Source organism: Streptomyces sp. QH1-20 (assembly GCF_041283565.1).
Lineage (GTDB): Bacteria > Actinomycetota > Actinomycetes > Streptomycetales > Streptomycetaceae > Streptomyces > Streptomyces syringius.
Genome location: NZ_CP166299.1, coordinates 665,106 through 683,759 on the forward strand (window position 1 = coordinate 665,106; position 18,654 = coordinate 683,759).

Sequence of the window (18,654 nt, forward strand, 5' to 3'; positions counted from 1 at the left end):
GCGGCCGGCGTCAGCGGACGAGGGCCCGCAGCAATCTGACGTACGGGCTCCAGCGCGCGGGCCTCGCCACCGCCCCGGTGCAGGCGAGTTCGGCCCGGTCGAGGCTGTCCTCCAGACACGCGTCGTGGAGCGGGCGCCACAGGAGCGGCCAGGCGAGGCGGGCCGGGCCGCGGGCGGCCATGGAAAGGGTGTGGCGCAGCACGGTGTGCCCGTCGCCGGCGGGCAGGGCGGCGTATTCGTGGAAGCCGTGGAAGCCGCGCGGCCCGGTGAAGGTGAAGCGGACCCACGTGGCGGGGACATAGGCGGCGACGCTGTAGCGGACGGGGCCGTGGCCGCCGGCCGCCCCCGGTCCGAGAGGCCGGTCGAACTCCATCGGCGGCCAGGGTCCGCGCGGCCACAGCCGGTCGCCTTCACTCGCGAGGCCGTCGATCAGCGCACCCGCCTCACGCTCCGTCACGGGCAACAAGCGCTCGTGCACGTTGTGGACGTCCATGGTTCCTCCGTCTCACCACACAATATAGAGGGCACTCTCTAATATTGTGGAGAGTACCCTCTGATTCATGGCCCGACCACCCCGCTTCGATCTCGACCAGCTCCTCGACGCCGCCGTACGGCTCGCCGCGGCCTCCGGGCCGGCCGGGGTGACGATGTCCGCGGTCGCCAAGGAGGTGGGGGCTCCGAGCGGTTCGGTGTACCACCGCTTCGCCGGGCGGACCGTCCTGCTGGCCGAGGTGTGGCTGCGGACGGTCGAACACTTCCAGGAGGGCTGGTTCGCCGCCCTCGAAGGTGAGTCCGACCCCCGGCGGGCGGGGAGCGCGGCAGCGCGCCACGTCGTCGCCTGGAGCCGCGCGCATCCACAGGAGGCCGCTCTCCTCCTCTACGGCGCCCGGGACTTCGGCCGCGCCGAGTGGCCCGGCGAGCAGGCCGACCGCGCCGACCGCGGCCATCGGCGGGTGCGGGAGGCGGTCGCGGGCCTCGCGACCGCCCTGGGCGCCACGGACACCGCGGCCCGGGAACGTGTCTCCCTCGCCGTGATCGATCTGCCGCTCTCGCTCGTCCGCCGCCACCTACGGGCGGGCGAGGTCCTCCCCGCCCACGCGGAGGACCTCGCCGAGGAGTGCACGGCGGCACTCCTCACCTGACACGCCCCTGCGTCCAGGGGTGTCGGCCGGGAGCAGCCTCGGTAGTACGCAAGCGGAACCTGGCCGGGAAGCGGTCGTGTACCCCGTACGGTCCGATACCAGGCCGTCGCGGGGCAGGTCTTCGCCAGCGGCGTCGCGATCCTGCAAGGCCACGCACAAACGCCGGGGAGCCCCTTTCGGGCTCCCCGGCGTCGTCGGCGCGGGCGAGGGCGTACACGTCCTACCGGCGGCCGCGCATGAGCAGATAGAGGAAGTACGGCGTGCCGATGACCGCGGTCATCAGGCCGGCGCCCAGCTGGGACGGCGCGATCACGGTTCGGCCCACCAGGTCCGCGGTGCAGACGAGCACCGCGCCCAGGAGCACCGAGACCGGGACCACCCGGGCGTGCCGGCGGCCCACCAGGGCCCGGGCCGCGTGCGGTGCGACGAGACCCACGAAGCCGATCAGGCCCGCGGCCGCCACGGCGGTGGCGGTGAGCAGGACGCCCAGGGAGAGGAAGGCCAGGCGCCCCCGTGCCAGGTCGAGCCCCAGGAGCCGGGGGGTGTCCTCGTCCAGTGACAGCAGGTCGAGTTCGGTGCGGTTCAGCACCGCGACGAGCAGCCCCACGGCGAGTACGGCCGCGAGCGGTGCCACGTCCGGCAGGGTCCGTCCGTAGGTCGAGCCCGACAGCCAGGTGAGGGCCTTCGTCGCGTTGAACGGATCGGTGAGGACGATGAGCAGGCTGATCAGGGCGGAGGTCCCGGTGGCGGCGCCGAACCCGACGAGGACGAGCCTGTTCTGCTGGAAACCGCCCCGCGCCGCGAGTCCGAAGACGACGAGGGAGATGACCGCGGCGCCCGCGAACGCGGCTCCGGCGATTCCCCACGAGCCGACCGACGGCACCGTCGTCACGACGAGCACGGCACCGAGGGAAGCCCCGCCGGAGACACCCAGGGTGGCGGGCTCCGCGAGCGGATTGCGGGTCACGGCCTGGACGAGCGTTCCGGCCAGGGCGAGCGCCGCGCCCGCGAGGAGCGCCGCGAGGACCCGGGGCACCCGGGTGTCGAGGACGAAGCCGACGGTCCGGCCCGCCCTGCCCTGGGCCCAGTTCACCACGTCGCCCAGCAACAGTTTGCTGTCGCCCAGCAGTACGGCGGCGATCATCACGCCGACGAGCGCCACCGCCAGTACGGCCGTGATGGTCAGGAAGACGGCCCTGCTCCTGATGCGAAGACGTTCGGTCGCGGTGGCGCCGGCGGTGTCCTTGACCCGGGTGGCCATCACGATCAGGAGCACGGCGCCCGCGACGCTGGTGGCGACGCCCGTCGGCACGGAGACGGCCACGTCCGCCGGCACAAGGGCACGCAGGAGCACGTCCGAGCCGAGGACCAGCACCGCACCGGCCAGGCCCGCGAGCGGAATGCTCGCCCGCGCACGGGTGAACGCGCGGAGCCTGCGGGCCACGGGGCGGACCAGGGCAGGGGCGCACAGGCCGACGAAACCGATCGGGCCGGCGAGCGTGACGGCCGCCGCGGAGAGCAGCGTCGCGAGCACCACCACCGTGATCCGGGTACCGCGGACGGGGACGCCCAGGCCCCGGGCGGCGTCGTCGCCGAGCGCCAGGGCGTCGACGCGACGGGCGACGAGCAGCAGCCCCACGAGGCCGACGACGCCGACCGGCGCCGTCTGGAGCACGGCGTCGAACCCGTGCTGGGCGATGCTGCCCTGGTTCCACTGGAAGAGGCCCTCGGTCTGCTGGGGGAACAGCAGGAGCAGCCCCTCGGTGACGGCGGTCAGGCCGAGGGTGAGGGAACTGCCGGCGAGGACGAGTCGTACGGTGCCCGCGCCCAGGCCGGACAGGCCGAGCACGACGGCCGCCGCCGCGAGGCCGCCGACGAACGCGACGCCGGACTGGGCGACGAGGGGCAGTGACACGCCGGCGACCGAGACCAGGCCGAGGGCCAGGTAGGAACCGGCGTTGACCGCGAGGGTGTCGGGTGAGGCGAGTACGTTGCGGCTGACCGCCTGGAGGGCGGCGCCCGCCATGCCGAGTACGACGCCGACGAGCAGCCCCGCGGCCACCCTCGGCAGCCGGGAGGAGATGACGACGGACGCGTCGCCCGGGTCCGCCCGGCCGGTGAGCGCCTTCCAGACTTCGGGGGCGCCCACCGCGGCGGTGCCCTGCGTGATGTCGGCGAGCGCGAGGCCCACCAGGAGGAGGACCAGAACGGCCACCGCCGTGGCCGCGCCCGTCCGGGAGGCGGCCGCCGGCGGACGGGTTGCGGGAGGTGAGGCGGTGACGGTCATGGTGCTACTTCTTCTTCAGGGCCTCGACGACGGAGTCGACGTACTTGCCCATCGACTGCGGGCCGCCGAACATCCAGATGCCGTCGGGCAGCCGGTGGACGTTGCCCTTCTCCACGAACGGCAGCGACGTCCACGCGGAGTCCTTCGCCAGGACGCCGGAGAACGGGGTGCTGTTCTTGTCGCCGTCGCTGCCGATGTAGGCGAACTGCACGTCGTCGTCGAGCTTGGTGAGGCCCTCGACGTCGGTGGAGCCGAGCCCGTAGCTCTTGTCGCCCTCGACGGTCCAGTCGTTCTTCAGACCGAGCTTCTCGTTGACCGCTCCGATGAGCGAACCGCTGGTGAACGGCCTGATCGTGACCTGGTTGGAGACGACGTAGCCGTCGGCGAAGGCGTACTTCGCCCCGGCGTGACCGGCGTCGGCGAGCGCCTTCTTGCCCTCGCCCAGCTTCGCCTGGAAGTCCTTCTTGAGCTTCTCGGCCTGCTGCGTGGTGCCGGTGGCCTTGGCTATGAGGTCGAGGTTCTTGGTCATCTGCCCGATCGGGTCGGAGGCGTCGGCGGTGTGCACCTCCAGGACCGGGGCGACCTTGCGCAGCTGCTTGACGACGGCCGGCTTGAGGTCGTCGGTGGCGACGATGAGGTCCGGCGACATGGCGGCGATGGTGTCCGTGCTCGGCTCACCGCGGGTGCCGATGTCCTTGGGGTCGTTCTTGAGCGGGACTGCGGTGTTCCACGTCTTGTAGCCCTTGACGTCGGCGACGCCGGCGGGCTCGACGCCCAGCGAGACCAGGCTCTCGACGACGTTCCACTCGGTGCCGACGACCTTCTTGGCCGGGCCGTCCAGCTCGACCTTCGCGCCCTTCGCGTCGGTGAGGGTGATGGGCTCGGCGGTCTTCTTCTTCGCGTCGTCCGCGGCGGGCTCGGTCGTTCCGCAGGCGGTCAGGGCGAGGGCAGCGGCGGTGGCGGCCGCGGTGAGGAGGAGGCGTCTCATGAGGTGGTGCTGAGCCTTTCGTTACGCGTGTGGTGACGGCCGATCGCGCGGGTGCGCAGCCGGCCCGTGGTGGGGTCGTGGTCGACCTCGATGCGGATGCCGTACGTGTCGGTGAGTTGCCGGGGTGTCAGGACGTCCTCGGGGAGGCCGTCGGCGATGATCCGGCCCTTGTGGAGCAGCGCGATCCGGTCGGCGACGGCCGCGGCCTGGTCGAGGTCGTGCAGGACGACGCCGACGGCGATCCCGTGGTCGTCCGCCAGATCGCGCATGAGGTCGAGGAGCTCGACCTGGTACCGCAGGTCGAGATAGGTCGTCGGCTCGTCGAGAAGCAGCACGCCGGTCTCCTGCGCGAGGCAGCCCGCGAGCCACACGCGCTGGAGCTGTCCTCCGGAGAGGTGCTCGGCGCCGCGTTCGGCGAGTTCCTCGATGCCCGTCATGGCGAGCGCACGGTCCACAGCGGCCCGGCCTCCCGGGTCAGATTTGCCCCAACGACCCTGGTACGGGTAGCGGCCGAACTCCACGACGTCCCGCACCGTCAGCCCGCTGGGGGTCGGGCGCCCTTGGGTCAGCAGGGCCACCCGGCGTGAGAACTCGCGAGGGGACAGTGCGAGGCCGTCGGTGTCGGCGTCGATGACGAGGGTGGCGGTCCGGGGTCGCTGCAGCCGCGCGAGCGTCCGCAGAAGCGTCGACTTCCCGCTGCCGTTCGGCCCCACCAGGACGGTCACCTGGCCGGGCCGCAGCGTCAACGACGCGTCGTGCACGACGTCGACGCCCTCGTACGCCACGGTGACGCCCATGGCCGACAGCTCATGACCGTGGGCACGCCTGGCGTCGGAGGTCTCTTCAGCAACGTTCACGGAGCGAAGGTTAGCCTAACCTTAGAGCGCGCCGAAACAAGGGTTCCCGGCCAACCGCAAGATGAAATCTCGCCATATTTGGGGAGACTCTGGATGTGTCGCTGAGCATGGCCGCCACGAACGGAGCAACCGATGGGCCGCCAGATCCAGATCACCTTCGACGCCCATGACCCGCGAGCGCTGTCGTCCTTCTGGCGCGACGTACTGGGCTACGTCCACCCGGGCCCGCCCGGGGTCGACCTGCCCGAGGGGGCCGACCCGCTGGCAGCGTGGGACGACTTCCTCGCCCGGGCCGGCGTACCGGAGGAACAGCGCAACGCGAGATCGGCCATCGAGGACCCCGACGGGCACGGCCCCCGAGTGTTCTTCCAGCAGGTGCCGGAGGACAAGGTCGCCAAGAATCGCGTCCACCTCGATGTCCGCGCGGCTCCCGGACTGCGGGGAGAGGAGCGGATGGCGGCACTGGAGGCCGAGTGCGAGCGGCTCGTCGCGCTGGGAGCGAAACGGGTACGACGCGACGAGCCCGCTCCCCCGATGAGCACCGGCTATCTCGTGATGACCGACCCCGAGGGCAACGAGTTCTGCCTGGACTGACAACAGCTCAGCCCCTGCGACTGCCGACTCCTCTTGCGTACAGCGTTCCGCGATGCGTACAGTGTGCGCGCTGAGGAAACGTCGTACGCATCGAGTGGGGGCAGGCATGACGGAGAACGTGCGCTGGGACGAGCAGGGCAACTGGGACGCCAAGGGTGAATGGGGGACCCGGGACTCGGCGGGCCGCACACTGGACCTCGCACACTGGCAGGCCCGCCTCGACGAGCTGCGCGCCAAGCACCACGTCCCGGCCGCGTCGCTGGCGATTCTCGTCGACGGCACCGTCCACGAACTGGCCAGTGGCGTACTGCACCGGGGAACGGGCGTGGCGGCGACGACCGACTCGGTCTTCCAGATGGGCTCGATAGCCAAGATCTACACCGCCACCCTGATCATGCGTCTCGCCGAATCGGGCGAACTGGACCTGGACGCACCGGTCGTGGACGTACTGCCGGAGTTCTCGGTCGCCGACCCCGAGGCGACCAGGACAATCACCGCGCGCCGGCTCCTCAGCCACACGAGCGGCCTCACCTGCGACTTCACCCACGACAGCGGGCGCGGCGACGACTGCCTCGCCAAGTACGTCGAGGCCGCGCGGGGCGTGGCACTCGACTGCCCGCCCGGCACCGCGATCTCCTACAGCAGCGTCGGCTACAACGTGCTCGGCCGCATCATCGAGGTGCTGACCGGCAAGGTCTGGGACGAGGCACTGAAGGACCTGCTCCTCACCCCGCTCGGCCTCACGCACACCATGACGCTGCCCGAGGAGGCACTGCGGTTCCGCGCGGCGATGGGACACCTGGGCGAGCCGGGCCAGGACCCGGACCCGGCGCCGTCCTGGGACCTGATGCCGCGCTCGGCGGGCCCGTACGGCAGGGTCATCGCCACGGCCGGGGACCTCGCGCGGCTCGCACGGTTGCACCTCACCGGCGGTGTGGCACAGGACGGCACGCGCGTGCTGTCCGAGGAGACCGTCGCGTTGATGCAGCGGCAAGTGGTCGACTGTCCCGACAAGTGGACGGTCAGCTCGGACGGCTGGGGCCTGGGCTGGACCCTGTACGACTGGAACGGCGTGAGGGGTTACGGCCACGACGGCGCCTCCATCGGGCAGTACGGATACCTGCGCGTCGTGCCGTCGGCGGGCGTCGCGGTCGCCCTGCTCACCAACGGCGGCGGTGCGCGCGAGCTGTACGCGGCGCTCTACCGTGAACTCCTCGCCGAGCTGGCCGGCGTGACGATGCCGGAGCCCTTCGCCCCACCGGCCCAGCCGCCGGTGGTCGACTTCGCTCCGCTCGTCGGCACGTACCGGCGCGAGGGCGTGGTCATCACCGTGACCGAGCGGGACGGCGCCGGGCACATGATGTACGAGTTCGTCGACGGCATGAAGGACTTCTCCGAGCCCCTTCACATCGACCTGTTGCCGGTGACGGAAACGGTCTTCGCCGGTACGGGGGTGGGTGCGGCGTTCAGCGAGGACTACGCGCCCGTCGTCTTCTCCACCCTGCGGGACGGCACGCCGTGCGTCTACATCGGCATGCGCTGCGGGCCCAAGACGGCGTGACCGGCTGCGCGACCGCCTGTGGAGCTCACACCCGAGTCGCCCTCGCTGGCCGGTACCCGGAAGACCAGCCAAACTAAAGGCGCACACATCACAGGTGGTTGCTGCTCACGATTTGTTCCACGTCAGACTGACCTTCAGGTGAGCCGAGGCTCCAGCTGCCGTGATGACCGCCCCCGCTTGAGCACTCAGCTCGATGCCGAACTCCACCGTGAGTGCATCCGGCCGCTGCACGGAATCCTCTACCTGTGCGGCCACACCACGGGTCACCGCCCGAACCGCACCCATGACGGACTCGAAGGTCCCCTCCGCCCGTTCAATGACCGCGGACGCCGACGCACCTCGAGTAGTGAGGGGGCTCTGAGCCTGCTCATCAGAGACCCTGACCAGCAGCGTGCCACCATCTCGTAGCGCGAACTCCACGATGCTCATAGACTATGAATTAGCACGAAGTGCCGGAAATCGCTAGGTAAACGGATGTAGTTGATGGTTCTGCTACTCGCCATCCACGACTCCGGGCGAGGGCAGGGCCGACGGGCTTCGACCCGCGAAGTAGGCAGCTTCACTCACGAAGGAGTTGAGCGATGCCTCTCGCCATCAAGATCATACTCATCGTCATCGGCATTCTTCTCCTGGTGCTCGCGCTGATCGGCAGCGGCATCTCCCGGCGTTTGATGACCATCCCGAAGATGCACCGGGCACCTCGCATCATCCTCGCCGTACTCGGCGTGTTGCTACTTGTCACCGGAGGGTTGCAATTGGCGCTGGAAAGGGAGAAACACGGACCAACGCTGGCGGACCTGAAGTCCCACATCCCCACTGCAGTGACCGACAACCTCAAGTGCACCGAACACAGCGAAGCTCCCAAGGGAGCGGTTCAAATGGTGTGCACCGAGGCGAGGGACGGCGTCCCGGATCAAGCCGTCTTCTACATCTTGTTCCCGGACGTAAACGCCATGCAGGATTACTGGATGAAGGACACCCAAGCAGGGAGCCTTCCTGAGAGCGAATGCGCCAGCAAGGACCAATTCAGGGAAGGCGGCAAGACGACTTACACCCTGAGTGACCCATCCGAGACAGTCGGAGACGTAGCCTGCGGGGAAACCCCTGACGGCGTCGCAGTGGCCACTTACACCGACCGACGATTCAATATCGTCGTACAAGCCACTCACAAAGACCCCCAGACTTTCGAGCACTTCCTTACCTGGGCCAGCGACACCTCACAACCCAAAGGACCGGAGGGCTCCAAACCTGTGACACCCACCCAGACCCCCGCGCAATGAACTGACCCGGTCAGAGGGAGAAGGGCTGCAATGCCAGCGGACTTCGACTTCGTGGTCGAGATGAGCGAGGCGCCCGGCGGCTACAGCATCGAGGTGTCGTCGCCGTGCGGTGAGGACTCTGCCACCGTCGACCTCGATGTTCACGAGCTACTGAGCCGGCTCCCCACGCTGGAGGCGGCGGTCCTCGGGTCCGCAGCGCGCTCGCGAGGCGCGGGAAGTGAACTTGAGATGCCTGTTCGGCAGGTCGGCGGCGCTCTGTTCGATGCGGTATTCCAAAACGCAACCAAGGCGCTTTACCTATCCAGCAGGCAGAAGGCGAAAGATCGGGACCAGAGACTGCGCATCGTCCTTCGCGTCCGCTCGCCCGAACTCGCCGCACTTCCCTGGGAGTTTCTCCACGACCCGAAGCTGGGTGGCTACCTGTGCCTACATCACCCGATCATTCGTTATGTCGAAGTCCTGGAGCCGGTTTCGCCACTTCGCGTGGAGCCACCTCTTCGCATCCTGGGCATGGTGGCTCTTCCCGGCTCTCTGGGCGCACTGGCTGCAGAGGACGAGCAGAAGGGCTTGACTGCCGCGCTGAAGCCTCTCATCGACGAGGGCACGGTCCAGCTCGACTGGGTGCCAGGCCAGACCAAAGAACACCTCTTCCAGGCACTCCTCGGCGGCTGCCATGTTCTGCACTTCATCGGTCATGGGCGCTTCGACGAACGGCGCCGCCAGGGAATGATCCTCTTCGCCGACGAGCTGGGGCGGGAAGACCCGCTGCACGCAGACGCTCTCGGCTCGCTGATCAGTGTCGCCGAACCCTCGCCACGCCTCGTCGTGCTCAACAGCTGCGAGACCGGGACATCGAACACCCAGGAGCTGTTCTCCAGCACGGCGGCCGAGCTGGAGCACACAGTGCCGGCGGTCGTGGCCATGCAGTTCCCTGTCACCGACAAAGGGGCCGTTCTGTTCTCCAGATCCCTCTACCTGGCCCTCGCGGCCAACCGGCCGGTCGACGAGGCAGTGCGCACGGGCCGCATCGCACTGCGGGCGAACAAGGACGACAGCCTCGAGTGCTTCACACCCGTCCTGTACCAACGCAGCAGCGACGCCCGGCTCTTCGACTTCACCCGCCCGAGAAAGAGGACTCCTCCCCCCGAGGAAATAGTCGAGGATATCGACCTTCCACGAGAGAAGGGAAATCGGGGCGGGGAATCTCCTGGGAAACCCGTCCCTCCGACCCCCACCCCCTCACCAACAGCTCCCCCAGCCCGTATCGCGCCACGACCAGAGATCGACACTGATCGTTGGGTTGTGAGCATGGCGGTCCATCCAGAAGGCCGGCTGCTTGCCACTGGAGCCCGTAAGTCACTGCGGATCTGGGACGTCATCACTGGCCAGGTGACATGGGACCATCGGTTCGGCGGTTGGAGCACGATGGTGAACGCGACCACATTCAGCGTCGACGGCAGAAAACTGGCCTCTGGAAGCACGGACAACATCGCGCGCATCTGGGACACGGCCACCAAGCACCTCTCGCTCGAGCTGGCCCACGGGCATTTCATCAATGCAGTGGACTTCGATTTCAGCGCAAGGCACCTGGCCACTGGAAGTGCGGATGCCGCGGCCCATATATGGGATCTCACTACCGGGACAAAAGTATTGTCACTACCTCACGCCCGCGCGGTCAGAGACGTCAAGTTCAGTCCTGACGGACAGCTCCTGCTCACAGCATGCGAGGACAGAAGTTCCTACGTCTGGAACACGGGCACGGGCGAGCAGAAGGTACGGATCCCCCACGAGGACTTGGTACTCGGTGTTGCGTTCTCTCCCGATGGACAGAGAATTGCGACCTGCAGCGAAGACCACACGGTCCAGATATGGGACGCACAAACGTGCACCCCGCTCTTCTGCATCGAGCACCGCAGCGGTGTGCGGGCCCTGACGTTCAGCCCGGACAGCAGCCTGATCGCCACCGGGAGCGCGGACGGTGCCGTATGCGTGTGGCTGGCCGACACGGGAGATTCACTGCTGCAGATCAAACACAAGCGCTCAGTGAACGCAGTCGCCTTCTATCCCGACGGTCAATACCTCGCGAGCGCGGGCGAAGACAAGCTGGTGCACAGTACGCGGCTTCCTGAAACTAATGCGTGATCCGCTCCCGCCCCCTGCGGTCGCGCCGACCACAGGGGCTCCCTGGGGCGGGACCGGGGTCATGTCGCGGCACCACCGCGCCCTTCGCCGCACGGGAGCTCTGCAACCGGCATGGCCGCGAACACCTCGACGAGCCGCTCCGCGAATTGGATCGGCCATTTCGCGTAGCCGATGTGGCCGCCGGGGAATTCCTTCAGTCCCTGGCCGATCCGCTCGGCGAGTACGGCTGCCGGGCGGTGGATGATCTGCGTGCTCGACGCGCGTCCCGCCGCCACCACGATCCGCCCCGCCGCCGCAGCCGCGGCCGCTGCCGTGAAGTCGGGTACGACACGCGTGAACGGCCGCATCGTGTGGGCGAGGAAGAACGCGGTGTTGTCGTGGGCCTGAGGGAGGACCGGTGCGGGGCGGCCGCCGAAGAGGGCGTTGAGTTTGCGCATCGCCGACGCGACGCCGTCACGGCGGAAGGTCTCGTGGACATCGTCGATGAACAGCGCGTGGGCCTCGGCGTCCGGCAGCAGCGCCAGCGCGGGCGGCTCGTGCACGACGGCCGACCGGATGCGGTCCGGGTGGCGGACGGCGAGTTCGAGTGCGACGAGCCCGCCCGAACAACTGCCGAACACCCGCACGGACTCCCCCGCCGCGGCCACGTGGCCGAGCAGGCGATACGCGTCGTCGGTGTGTACGTCGATCCGCTGGTCGACGGGCGGCCCGTCGAGCGGGCTGCGCGAATTGCCGCGTGGATCGTAGGTCAGGACGCGGTGGTTCTCGGCGAGTGCGGCGGCCATGGGATCGAAGACGGCGGCGTCGGAGTTACCACCCGCGATGAGCAGCAGGAGCGGGCCCGCGCCTCGTACTTCGAAGTGAAGCCTGGCGCCCGCTACCGCCAGCGTTCCCGTCTCCGGCGTGCTCATCACCCTCCAGGGTCGAGCCGACGCGACGCCGCCGAGTCACGGCTTGCCACCACAGCGTAGCCAGCCGGAGCGGAGCGCGCCAGAATCGTAGGGCCACGAGGCTCCGCGACATCCCGAGACGTGATGCCATGCCCGCTCGCCCGAACGGCGGTCACCACACCGCCGCAGCACCACGGTTGCTCTTCAACGCCCAGCCCTTCGGCTTCGGGCCGGCGGCCGCCATGGCGATACTCGCCGCGGAACTCGCTCCCGTCTGCGAAAGGCTGGCCTACATCGGGGGCGGGCACACCCTGGACCTGCAAAAGGAGCCGCCGTACCACGCCGTCCACGACACGACCGGCCGGTCGCCCGACGAACTGCGCGCCATCCTGGGGGCTATGGCGCCGCGGTATGACTTGTTCGTCACGGCCATGGATTTCGAGATGGCCGAGCTGGCCCGGGACGCCGGGCTCGACGTGGCCGTCTACGACGCGCTGACCTGGTACTGGCCCGCCATGCCGGATGTGGCTCATGAAGCGGTGCTGTACCTCGCGCAGGACTTCTTCGGGGTACGGGAGCGCGTCGCCGCCGATCCGGCACTGCGCGGACGCGCCGTGATCGTTCCTCCCGTCATCACCCGCGGACGCGACTGGCGACCCGGTCGGCACGTCCTGGTCAATCTGGGCGGCCTGCACAACCCGTGCTGGTTGCCGGACGACGCCGTCGCCTACGCACGCCTCATGCTCTCGGCCGTCCGCGCAAGCGTGCCCTCCGACCTGTCCCTCATCGTGGCGACGAGCCGGACCATCGCCGCCGGGCTCGACGACCCGGACGTCGGAACCTACGATCACGCCACGATGCTCGAGCTCATGGGCACCGCCGCGTACGCCTGCATGACCTCGGGTCTCGGCAACATCTACGACGCCGCGGCGACCGGCGTACCCACCCTGTGGCTACCGGCCGCCAACGACAGTCAGCCCGCGCAGGCCCGTCTCCTGTGCCGGCACGGTTACTGTGACGCGTACCTGGACTGGGAAGACGTCGGCCGGCCAGTCGACTACCGCGATCCCACGCCCGTGGTCGCACAGGCGATCAGCCGCGTCGTGCGTGAGGTGTCCGACGAGCGGCGGCTACGAGCCCTGCTGGCAGGCCGGCTGGCGGAACTGACCGCCGGACTCGGCGTCACGGCGGGCAGGGCCCGGGCGCTGACGGACCGCTTCGGCCAGGGCGGTACCCGCCAGGCCGCCGAGGCCATCGTGCGGTGGTTCGAGCGCAGTCGTTGACGGCCCGGGGCCAGGGCACGCGCGAGCGGCCTCAGGTGATGGCGAGCGTCGTCACCCCCGTCGCGCCGGTGAGTCCGGTGGTGAGGCAGCGTGCCAGGTCCGGCTGGGGAATGGTGATGACCTGCACCACCGTGCGGCCGTGGAAGCGGCCCTGCGTCACGGTTCCCTTGATCGTGGTGATCACCTGGCCGGCGACGGCGGTGCTGCTGCCGGTGGCCTTCACGACGCTGGTGTCACCGGTGTTCCACGTAAAGGTCCGCTGCTGCTCGAATCCGTCGAGGAGATTGTTGCAGCCCGCGAAGACGGTGAACCGCTCTCCATAGGACCCGCTCGTCACCTTGCCCTGGCTGTCGACGCACGAGCCGAACCGGCCGTCGGTCGCGATGTCGATCCTCCGGGGCGCGAGGGTGACTCCCGGATGATAGGTGACCGACTCCGTCCCGTGGCACTGCACCTGCGCGAACGACTCGTCGGAGGGCTCGCCGGAGGGCGAAGCCGTGGCCGGCGAGGTCGTGCCGAACGCGGTGAGGGCTGCCAGTGCGACAGCACACAGCCATGATCTGCTGACGGCCATGAGGGCTCCTTCGCGGTGAGTGACGTGAAGGATGCGATGCCCGGCTCCCCCGCCGTCGATACGAGCGTGCGGAGGTGCGGAAGGGACGCGGACGGCCGAGGGAGAGCGCGCGCAACTCCGGTCGCGCCCACGCCCGTACCGCCCGGCGGTCCGGCCCCCCGCTGAGGGGACCGGAGCGCCGGGCGGGTTGCGGGTCAGGCCGAGCGTCGGCGGCGGCGCAGGTGGAGGACGCCCGCGCCCGATGCCGCGAGCACGGCCGCGCCGGAGGCGGCGGGGAGCCACGGGGCGGACGCGCGGGAGGGCTCGGTGGCGGGCTGGTCACCGGCGAGGGCGTAACCGCCGGCGAGGCCCTTGCGGTCGTAGGACGAGCCGGGCTGCTTGTCGCCGTAGCGCTTGGCGACGAGTCGCTGGTACGCGGCGAGGGTGACGCGCGGCTTGCCCTGGAGGGCTGTGCGGGCCTCCTTGTTGAGCGGCTCGACGGAGCCGTTGCCGGTCAGCCGGTACCAGCCGTGGATCTGCGGCTCCATGAAGGTTCGCGCCTGGTCGGTGCCGCGTTCGGCGGCGCTGATGTCCGTGTCGCCGTCGCGGATGCCGGCCAGTTGCCAGTCCTGGGAGCCCTTCCCCGAGTCCGCCGGCTTCCCCGGTGCGAGCAGGACGGCGGCCTGGCGGCCGTTGGCGGCCGAGACGCGGGAGGCGAGGTAGGACAGCCGCAGGGCCGACCCGGCCGTGGGCTCGGTCTTGCCGGTGACGAACTCGGGTGCGAGTTCGTACAGAGGGACCGGCTTCTTGAGGTCGAAGCCGGGCGCGGCGGCGGGAGCCAGGCCGCGCGGGGCGCCGGCCGTGCCGCCGTCCGCGCCGGTGGCCGGGGTCCGCTGCTCGGCGGCCGTCAGGAAGCGCGAGACGGTGTCGTGGACCTTGCCGGAGCCCAGTACCTTCTGGGCGGCGGCGTAGTCGCTCGCGGCGGGTCGGCCGGTCGTGGTGGGTCCGTCGGCGGCCTGCGCGGGAACGATTCCGCAGAGGGTGGTGACGGCGGCGGCCGCGAACAGGGTGGCGGCGCGTCCGGTCATACGGTGCATGGTGGTTTTCTCCTCTGGCCGTGGATGCCGATTAGCTGTGGATGCCGATGCGCGAGTGGGTCCACCGGAAGGAGTTGTTTCCGGAGTAGGAGGAGTAGTTCCACCAGGTGTACGTCTGCGTGCTGGGCCAGGGATCGCCGACCGCGACCATGTTGCTGGTGCTGTCGTAGCCGTAGATGACGTTCATGTGGCCGCCGCCGGAGTTCCACCCGATGCGGACGGCGAACGGGCGCCCGCCTGCGATCTCGCTCTGGGTCTCGCCGAAGGAGGCGTTGCGGTACAGATCGGTGCCGCTGTTGCGGAAGCCCATGTTGCGCAGGCCGTTGGCCATGTCGCCCAGGGTGGCGGGCCGGTTGTTGCAGTCCAGTCCGCTGTTGCCCTGGGCCGCCAGGCGGCAGAAGTCGTACTGGTTGTAGTTGGTGTAGCCCCAGTAGTTGGCGATGGTCAGGCCGGAGGCGTCCCAGCACCACTGGTCGCGGACCTGCTTCTGCATGCCGATGTTCAGTTGCTTCTGTGCGGCGGGCCGGCTGGTGGCGCAGACCGGCAGCCCGCCGGTGTCCTCCCGGATGAAGGCGTCGGCGATGTAGAAGGTGCCGGACCAGATCCAGCGGGAGTTGTTCTCGACGACGTCGCCGGTGGTGCGGCAGGACATCGGGACGCGGTCGCCGACCCGTGAGGTGCCGGTGACGTTGGCGGACAGGGACGGCTGGGAGCGCTGGTTGACGGTTTGGAAGTTGCCCTGCCCGCCGGTGACGGTGCCGGTGGTCGCGGCCTGGGCCTCGGGGGCGACGCCCAGCAGGAGTCCGCCGGACAGAACGGCGGCCATCGTGGAGAGGAGAGTCTTTCTGCGGCCCGGTGTGCGGGCGGTCCTACGGGATCCGAGCATGGGGGGGTTCCTCTGTCGTTCAGGTGTCGGTGAGGTGTGTGGTCGGGTGTCGGTCAGGCGTGGTGGGAGCGGCGGCGCCGCAGCCAGAACGCGACTGATACGCCGACGGCGGTGAGGGCCAGGGCGGTGACGCCGAGCGTCACGGTGCCGGGCCCCCGTCCGCCGTCGGATGCGGACGCGGATGCGGGCGCCTCGGCTGCCGCGGCGGAGGGCGCTCGCGACGGGGCGGGCGGTCCGGCCGGTGTGCCGGTGGGGCGGGCCAGGGACGCCGCGGTCACCTCGGCCCGCGATTCGGTGCGGCCGAGCGCCGGGAAGGCCGTCTGTGCCGTGACGGTCCAGTCACCGGCGGGCAGTGCCTCGGCGGTGGTGAACGTTCCCGGCTGTCCGGGTACGGGTACGAACCGCCAGGGGCCGAGCGTGGTGCCGTCGGCCGAGGTCGCGGTGAGGGTGCCGGAGACCTTCTCGTTCACGGGGTGGCCGTCGTCCTCCCAGGTCGCCTTGGTGGTGGGGTGGCCGGCGGCCACGCCGGTGACGGTCAGATGGATGGTGTCGCCGTGGGCGTGTGCCGTTGCGGCAGGACCCAGGACCAACAGACCCGTGAGAGCGGCGGCCGCTGCCGTGAAGCGGCGATCGGGCATGAGGGATGGCTCCGGTGTGAGTGGGGAGGGTGGCAGGGGCCCGCACGAACCCCTGCCACCCGGGGGTGGTTCAGGCGGACTTCCGCAGGGTCCATGCCTGGTAGCCGGAGCTGTCCGGCTTCTGGAGTTCCAGCAGCCAGGCCCCGTAGTAGGGCCGTTTGCCGACGCCCAGGACGAGGGAACTGTCACGGGCCGTGAGACGAAGACCGTCGCCCGACTTGGTCAGTTGCCACTGCTGGGCGGCGCTGCCGGAGCAGGGCTGCTGGGCGACCCACTGGCCGGGGCTGGCGTCCCCGCCGAGCTGCAGGCACTTGCCGGACGCGACCGAACGCAGCCGCACACCACCACCGGCGTCGTCCAGGTACCACTGCTGCGGTGTGAAGCCGTTGGGCTGGGAGGCGACCAGCACGGTGCCGTCCGCGGTCTTGCCGCCCCAGATCTCGGCAGCCAGTCCGGTGTGCCCGTTGGTCAGCGTGTACCGCGTGCCGGGCTTGGTGGTGGTGCTGCCGACGGGCGGGGTGTGGAACGAGACCGTACGGCCGGGCCGGGCGTCGCGTCCGGCCTGGTCGCGGACCGCGACGGCGATCGTGTAGTCGGTGTCGGGCCGCAGGTGGTGGATGCGCGCCGAGTTGGTCTGCACCCATCCCGCGTGGCTGCCGTTCAGCAGCAGCCCGTACCAGGCGGCGGAGGGGGCGGCGGGCCAGCTGACCACGGCCGAGTCGGATGTCAGCTGTCCGACGACCGGGACGGGGCCCGTCGACGGTCCGGTGCTGCCGGTCGGCTTCGGTGTCGGCGTGGGGCTCGGATCGGGGTCCGGCCGGGTGCCGCCGCCGGTCATCAGGAACTGGTTGTTCGCGACGTTCCAGTGGGTGGCCAGGTAACTGCCCGGCTGTGGACTGGTGTGGTAGTAGTCGTCGTGCTTGCAGTCCAGGCGTTCGTCGTGGCCCCGCTCGGGACAGACATCGCGCATGGCGGGGTAGTACGGCGCGTCCGAGTAGCACATGACGTCCCACTCGTCGGTGCAGTGCGCGGCGCGGCTGGTGTTCGGGGCGCTGTTGTTCACCGCTCCGAGGTTGTGCCCCAGCTCGTGCGCGGCGGTCGAACCGCCCCAGCATCCGGCGTCCGTACGGCCGTAGGAGGGGCCGAAGTTGCTGAGGTTGGCGGCACCGGGCCGCTCGTCGCCGCTGAAGGTGCCGATACCGCAGTAGACCTTGGCGTCCGCGAAGATCATGTACTTGCGGTCGCGCCGGTCGAACCCCTTCGCCGCGAGCGCGGAGTTCATCGCGCCGAACTCGGCCAGTGCCGAGCTCGGCACCTCGACGTTGAGTACGGAGGGGGCGCAGTCGGCGCCGGTCACGTACCTGATGTGCCGTACGCCGCCGGTCTCCTGCGCGCTGGCGAAGTAGATGGTGTCGGCGTCGGCGGCCCACTTGCGGAACGAGGCCAGGTACTCGGCGTACCGGTCGTTGCCGGGGGCGTGGACGTACACGACCTGCACGCGGTTGCCGGTGCTGCCGTCGCCGTCGCACTGCACCGTCTGGCCGGCCGGTGCCGCCTTCGCGTTCGCGGTGCGCCGGGTGGGGGCGGCGGGAGGTGTCCTGGTGGCGGCGGTGCCCGCCTGGCGGGCGTCGACGGAGGCCGTGGTGCCGGCGGACGGCTGTTCTTGGGGTGCCTTGGCGGTGTCGGGACGGCCCGGGGTTTCGGCCGCGTCCTGTGTCTTCGCGGCGGGTGGCGTGTCCTTGGTGATGTCCACGCCCTTGGGCGGCTTGTCGGGGCCGTGGGTGCAACGACCGTCGGCGGTCCGCAGGACGCCGACGCAGCGGTCGCCCTTGGGTGCGGGGCGCAGGCCCTTGTGGACCAGGCCGCGGGTGGGGTCGTCGGCGGGTATTCGGGTGACCGGTTCCGGTGTCCTGTCGTGCGCGGGGGCCGGAGCCGGACCGTCGGCCAGCGCCTGGGCGGCGGCTGCCTGCGGCCGGGGCGGTTCGTTGTCGAAGACGCCACCGAGGGCCGCCGTGCCGATGAGTGCTCCGGTGGTGACGGCGATCGCGGCGATGAGCATGCCGCGTTTTCGTCGTCGTTGCTGCGCCTGTCTTCTGCGACCGGGCAAGGCCACACCTCATTTCCGTGGGGGAGTTGTGGGTGGCCGGAAGTGTGCCAGAACGAACACCCCGTCAAACAGCGACGTTTGACGGGGTGAAATGTTGAGCAGGATTCCTATGAGGACACGCGCGTCATCCAGGAAACAATCAAGTTCCGGTGCACATAGGCGACTTGCGCGTACCGGCGGTAAAGGTCTATTCCAATGCGCAGCGACTTTATGAGCGTTAGTTAATAAGATCGTTACCACGGAACGACTGGATCCGCTTGTGTGCGCTCGCGCAGCGTGGCGGCTCTATCACCCTTGATCAACTTTCCGGGAAATCCGCGGTGTCGGCCCAAAGGACGGCACACGGACC

General features: G+C 69.7%; 17 protein-coding genes. 6 read left to right on the top strand and 11 right to left on the bottom strand.

What is annotated here, in order from left to right; genetic code table 11:
- Positions 1–10 precede the first annotated feature (10 nt).
- Entirely contained in the window at positions 11–493 is a 483-nt protein-coding gene (locus AB8O64_RS03125; protein WP_370417733.1) for an SRPBCC family protein, read from the bottom strand.
- Between the two features lie 67 nt (positions 494–560).
- Here AB8O64_RS03125 and AB8O64_RS03130 point away from each other — a divergent pair, with 67 nt between their 5' ends.
- Positions 561–1,142 (top strand): TetR/AcrR family transcriptional regulator, encoded by a 582-nt coding sequence (locus AB8O64_RS03130; RefSeq protein WP_370417734.1) that lies wholly within the window; start codon positions 561–563, stop codon positions 1,140–1,142.
- 220 nt (positions 1,143–1,362) lie between these two features.
- Here the strand turns inward: AB8O64_RS03130 and AB8O64_RS03135 are convergent, their stop codons facing one another.
- Genes AB8O64_RS03135 through AB8O64_RS03145 form a run of 3 tightly spaced genes read right to left on the bottom strand, consistent with a single transcriptional unit; the run spans position 1,363 to position 5,274 of the window.
- Complete coding sequence (locus tag AB8O64_RS03135; protein WP_370417735.1) at positions 1,363–3,429, bottom strand: iron ABC transporter permease; 2,067 nt, start codon at positions 3,427–3,429, stop codon at positions 1,363–1,365.
- Positions 3,430–3,433: 4 nt separating this feature from the next.
- On the bottom strand, positions 3,434–4,417 hold the full coding sequence (locus AB8O64_RS03140; protein WP_356455801.1) for an iron-siderophore ABC transporter substrate-binding protein: 984 nt from the start codon (positions 4,415–4,417) through the stop codon (positions 3,434–3,436).
- Positions 4,414–5,274 carry an ABC transporter ATP-binding protein gene (locus tag AB8O64_RS03145; RefSeq protein ID WP_370417736.1) on the bottom strand — a complete coding sequence of 287 codons (861 nt, stop codon included), beginning with the start codon at positions 5,272–5,274 and terminating at the stop codon, positions 4,414–4,416. The genes AB8O64_RS03140 and AB8O64_RS03145 overlap by 4 nt, the downstream gene beginning before the upstream one ends.
- Before the next feature lie 132 nt (positions 5,275–5,406).
- Here AB8O64_RS03145 and AB8O64_RS03150 point away from each other — a divergent pair, with 132 nt between their 5' ends.
- A complete protein-coding gene (locus AB8O64_RS03150) occupies positions 5,407–5,868 on the top strand; it encodes a VOC family protein (protein WP_370417737.1) in 462 nt (153 codons plus the stop codon).
- 106 nt (positions 5,869–5,974) lie between these two features.
- On the top strand, positions 5,975–7,429 hold the full coding sequence (locus AB8O64_RS03155; protein WP_370417738.1) for a serine hydrolase domain-containing protein: 1,455 nt from the start codon (positions 5,975–5,977) through the stop codon (positions 7,427–7,429).
- A 105-nt stretch (positions 7,430–7,534) separates the two neighbouring features.
- Here the strand turns inward: AB8O64_RS03155 and AB8O64_RS03160 are convergent, their stop codons facing one another.
- A complete protein-coding gene (locus AB8O64_RS03160; RefSeq protein WP_370417739.1) occupies positions 7,535–7,858 on the bottom strand; it encodes a CU044_2847 family protein in 324 nt (107 codons plus the stop codon).
- A 152-nt stretch (positions 7,859–8,010) separates the two neighbouring features.
- On the opposite strand from AB8O64_RS03160, the gene AB8O64_RS03165 reads away from it, so the two are divergent.
- Together AB8O64_RS03165 and AB8O64_RS03170 are read left to right on the top strand one after the other, a co-directional pair.
- Entirely contained in the window at positions 8,011–8,709 is a 699-nt protein-coding gene (locus AB8O64_RS03165; RefSeq protein WP_370417740.1) for a hypothetical protein, read from the top strand.
- Between the two features lie 30 nt (positions 8,710–8,739).
- Entirely contained in the window at positions 8,740–10,851 is a 2,112-nt protein-coding gene (locus tag AB8O64_RS03170) for a CHAT domain-containing protein (RefSeq protein WP_370417741.1), read from the top strand.
- A gap of 59 nt (positions 10,852–10,910) precedes the next feature.
- Here AB8O64_RS03170 and AB8O64_RS03175 read toward each other — a convergent pair whose 3' ends face one another.
- A complete protein-coding gene (locus AB8O64_RS03175; RefSeq protein ID WP_370417742.1) occupies positions 10,911–11,762 on the bottom strand; it encodes an alpha/beta fold hydrolase in 852 nt (283 codons plus the stop codon).
- Positions 11,763–11,890: 128 nt separating this feature from the next.
- On the opposite strand from AB8O64_RS03175, the gene AB8O64_RS03180 reads away from it, so the two are divergent.
- On the top strand, positions 11,891–13,024 hold the full coding sequence (locus AB8O64_RS03180; RefSeq protein WP_370417743.1) for a hypothetical protein: 1,134 nt from the start codon (positions 11,891–11,893) through the stop codon (positions 13,022–13,024).
- A 31-nt stretch (positions 13,025–13,055) separates the two neighbouring features.
- Here AB8O64_RS03180 and AB8O64_RS03185 read toward each other — a convergent pair whose 3' ends face one another.
- The 5 genes from AB8O64_RS03185 to AB8O64_RS03205 all read right to left on the bottom strand — a co-directional run bounded on the left by AB8O64_RS03185 (position 13,056) and on the right by AB8O64_RS03205 (position 18,257).
- On the bottom strand, positions 13,056–13,598 hold the full coding sequence (locus AB8O64_RS03185) for a hypothetical protein (RefSeq protein ID WP_370417744.1): 543 nt from the start codon (positions 13,596–13,598) through the stop codon (positions 13,056–13,058).
- A 194-nt stretch (positions 13,599–13,792) separates the two neighbouring features.
- On the bottom strand, positions 13,793–14,665 hold the full coding sequence (locus tag AB8O64_RS03190; protein WP_370417745.1) for a hypothetical protein: 873 nt from the start codon (positions 14,663–14,665) through the stop codon (positions 13,793–13,795).
- Between the two features lie 40 nt (positions 14,666–14,705).
- Positions 14,706–15,560, bottom strand: a complete 855-nt coding sequence (locus tag AB8O64_RS03195; RefSeq protein WP_370417746.1) for a papain-like cysteine protease family protein — start codon at positions 15,558–15,560, stop codon at positions 14,706–14,708.
- Positions 15,561–15,613: 53 nt separating this feature from the next.
- Positions 15,614–16,198, bottom strand: a complete 585-nt coding sequence (locus AB8O64_RS03200; protein ID WP_370417747.1) for a hypothetical protein — start codon at positions 16,196–16,198, stop codon at positions 15,614–15,616.
- A gap of 70 nt (positions 16,199–16,268) precedes the next feature.
- Positions 16,269–18,257, bottom strand: coding sequence for an RICIN domain-containing protein (locus tag AB8O64_RS03205; RefSeq protein ID WP_370417748.1), 1,989 nt, complete (start codon positions 18,255–18,257; stop codon positions 16,269–16,271).
- Positions 18,258–18,654: the final 397 nt, after the last annotated feature.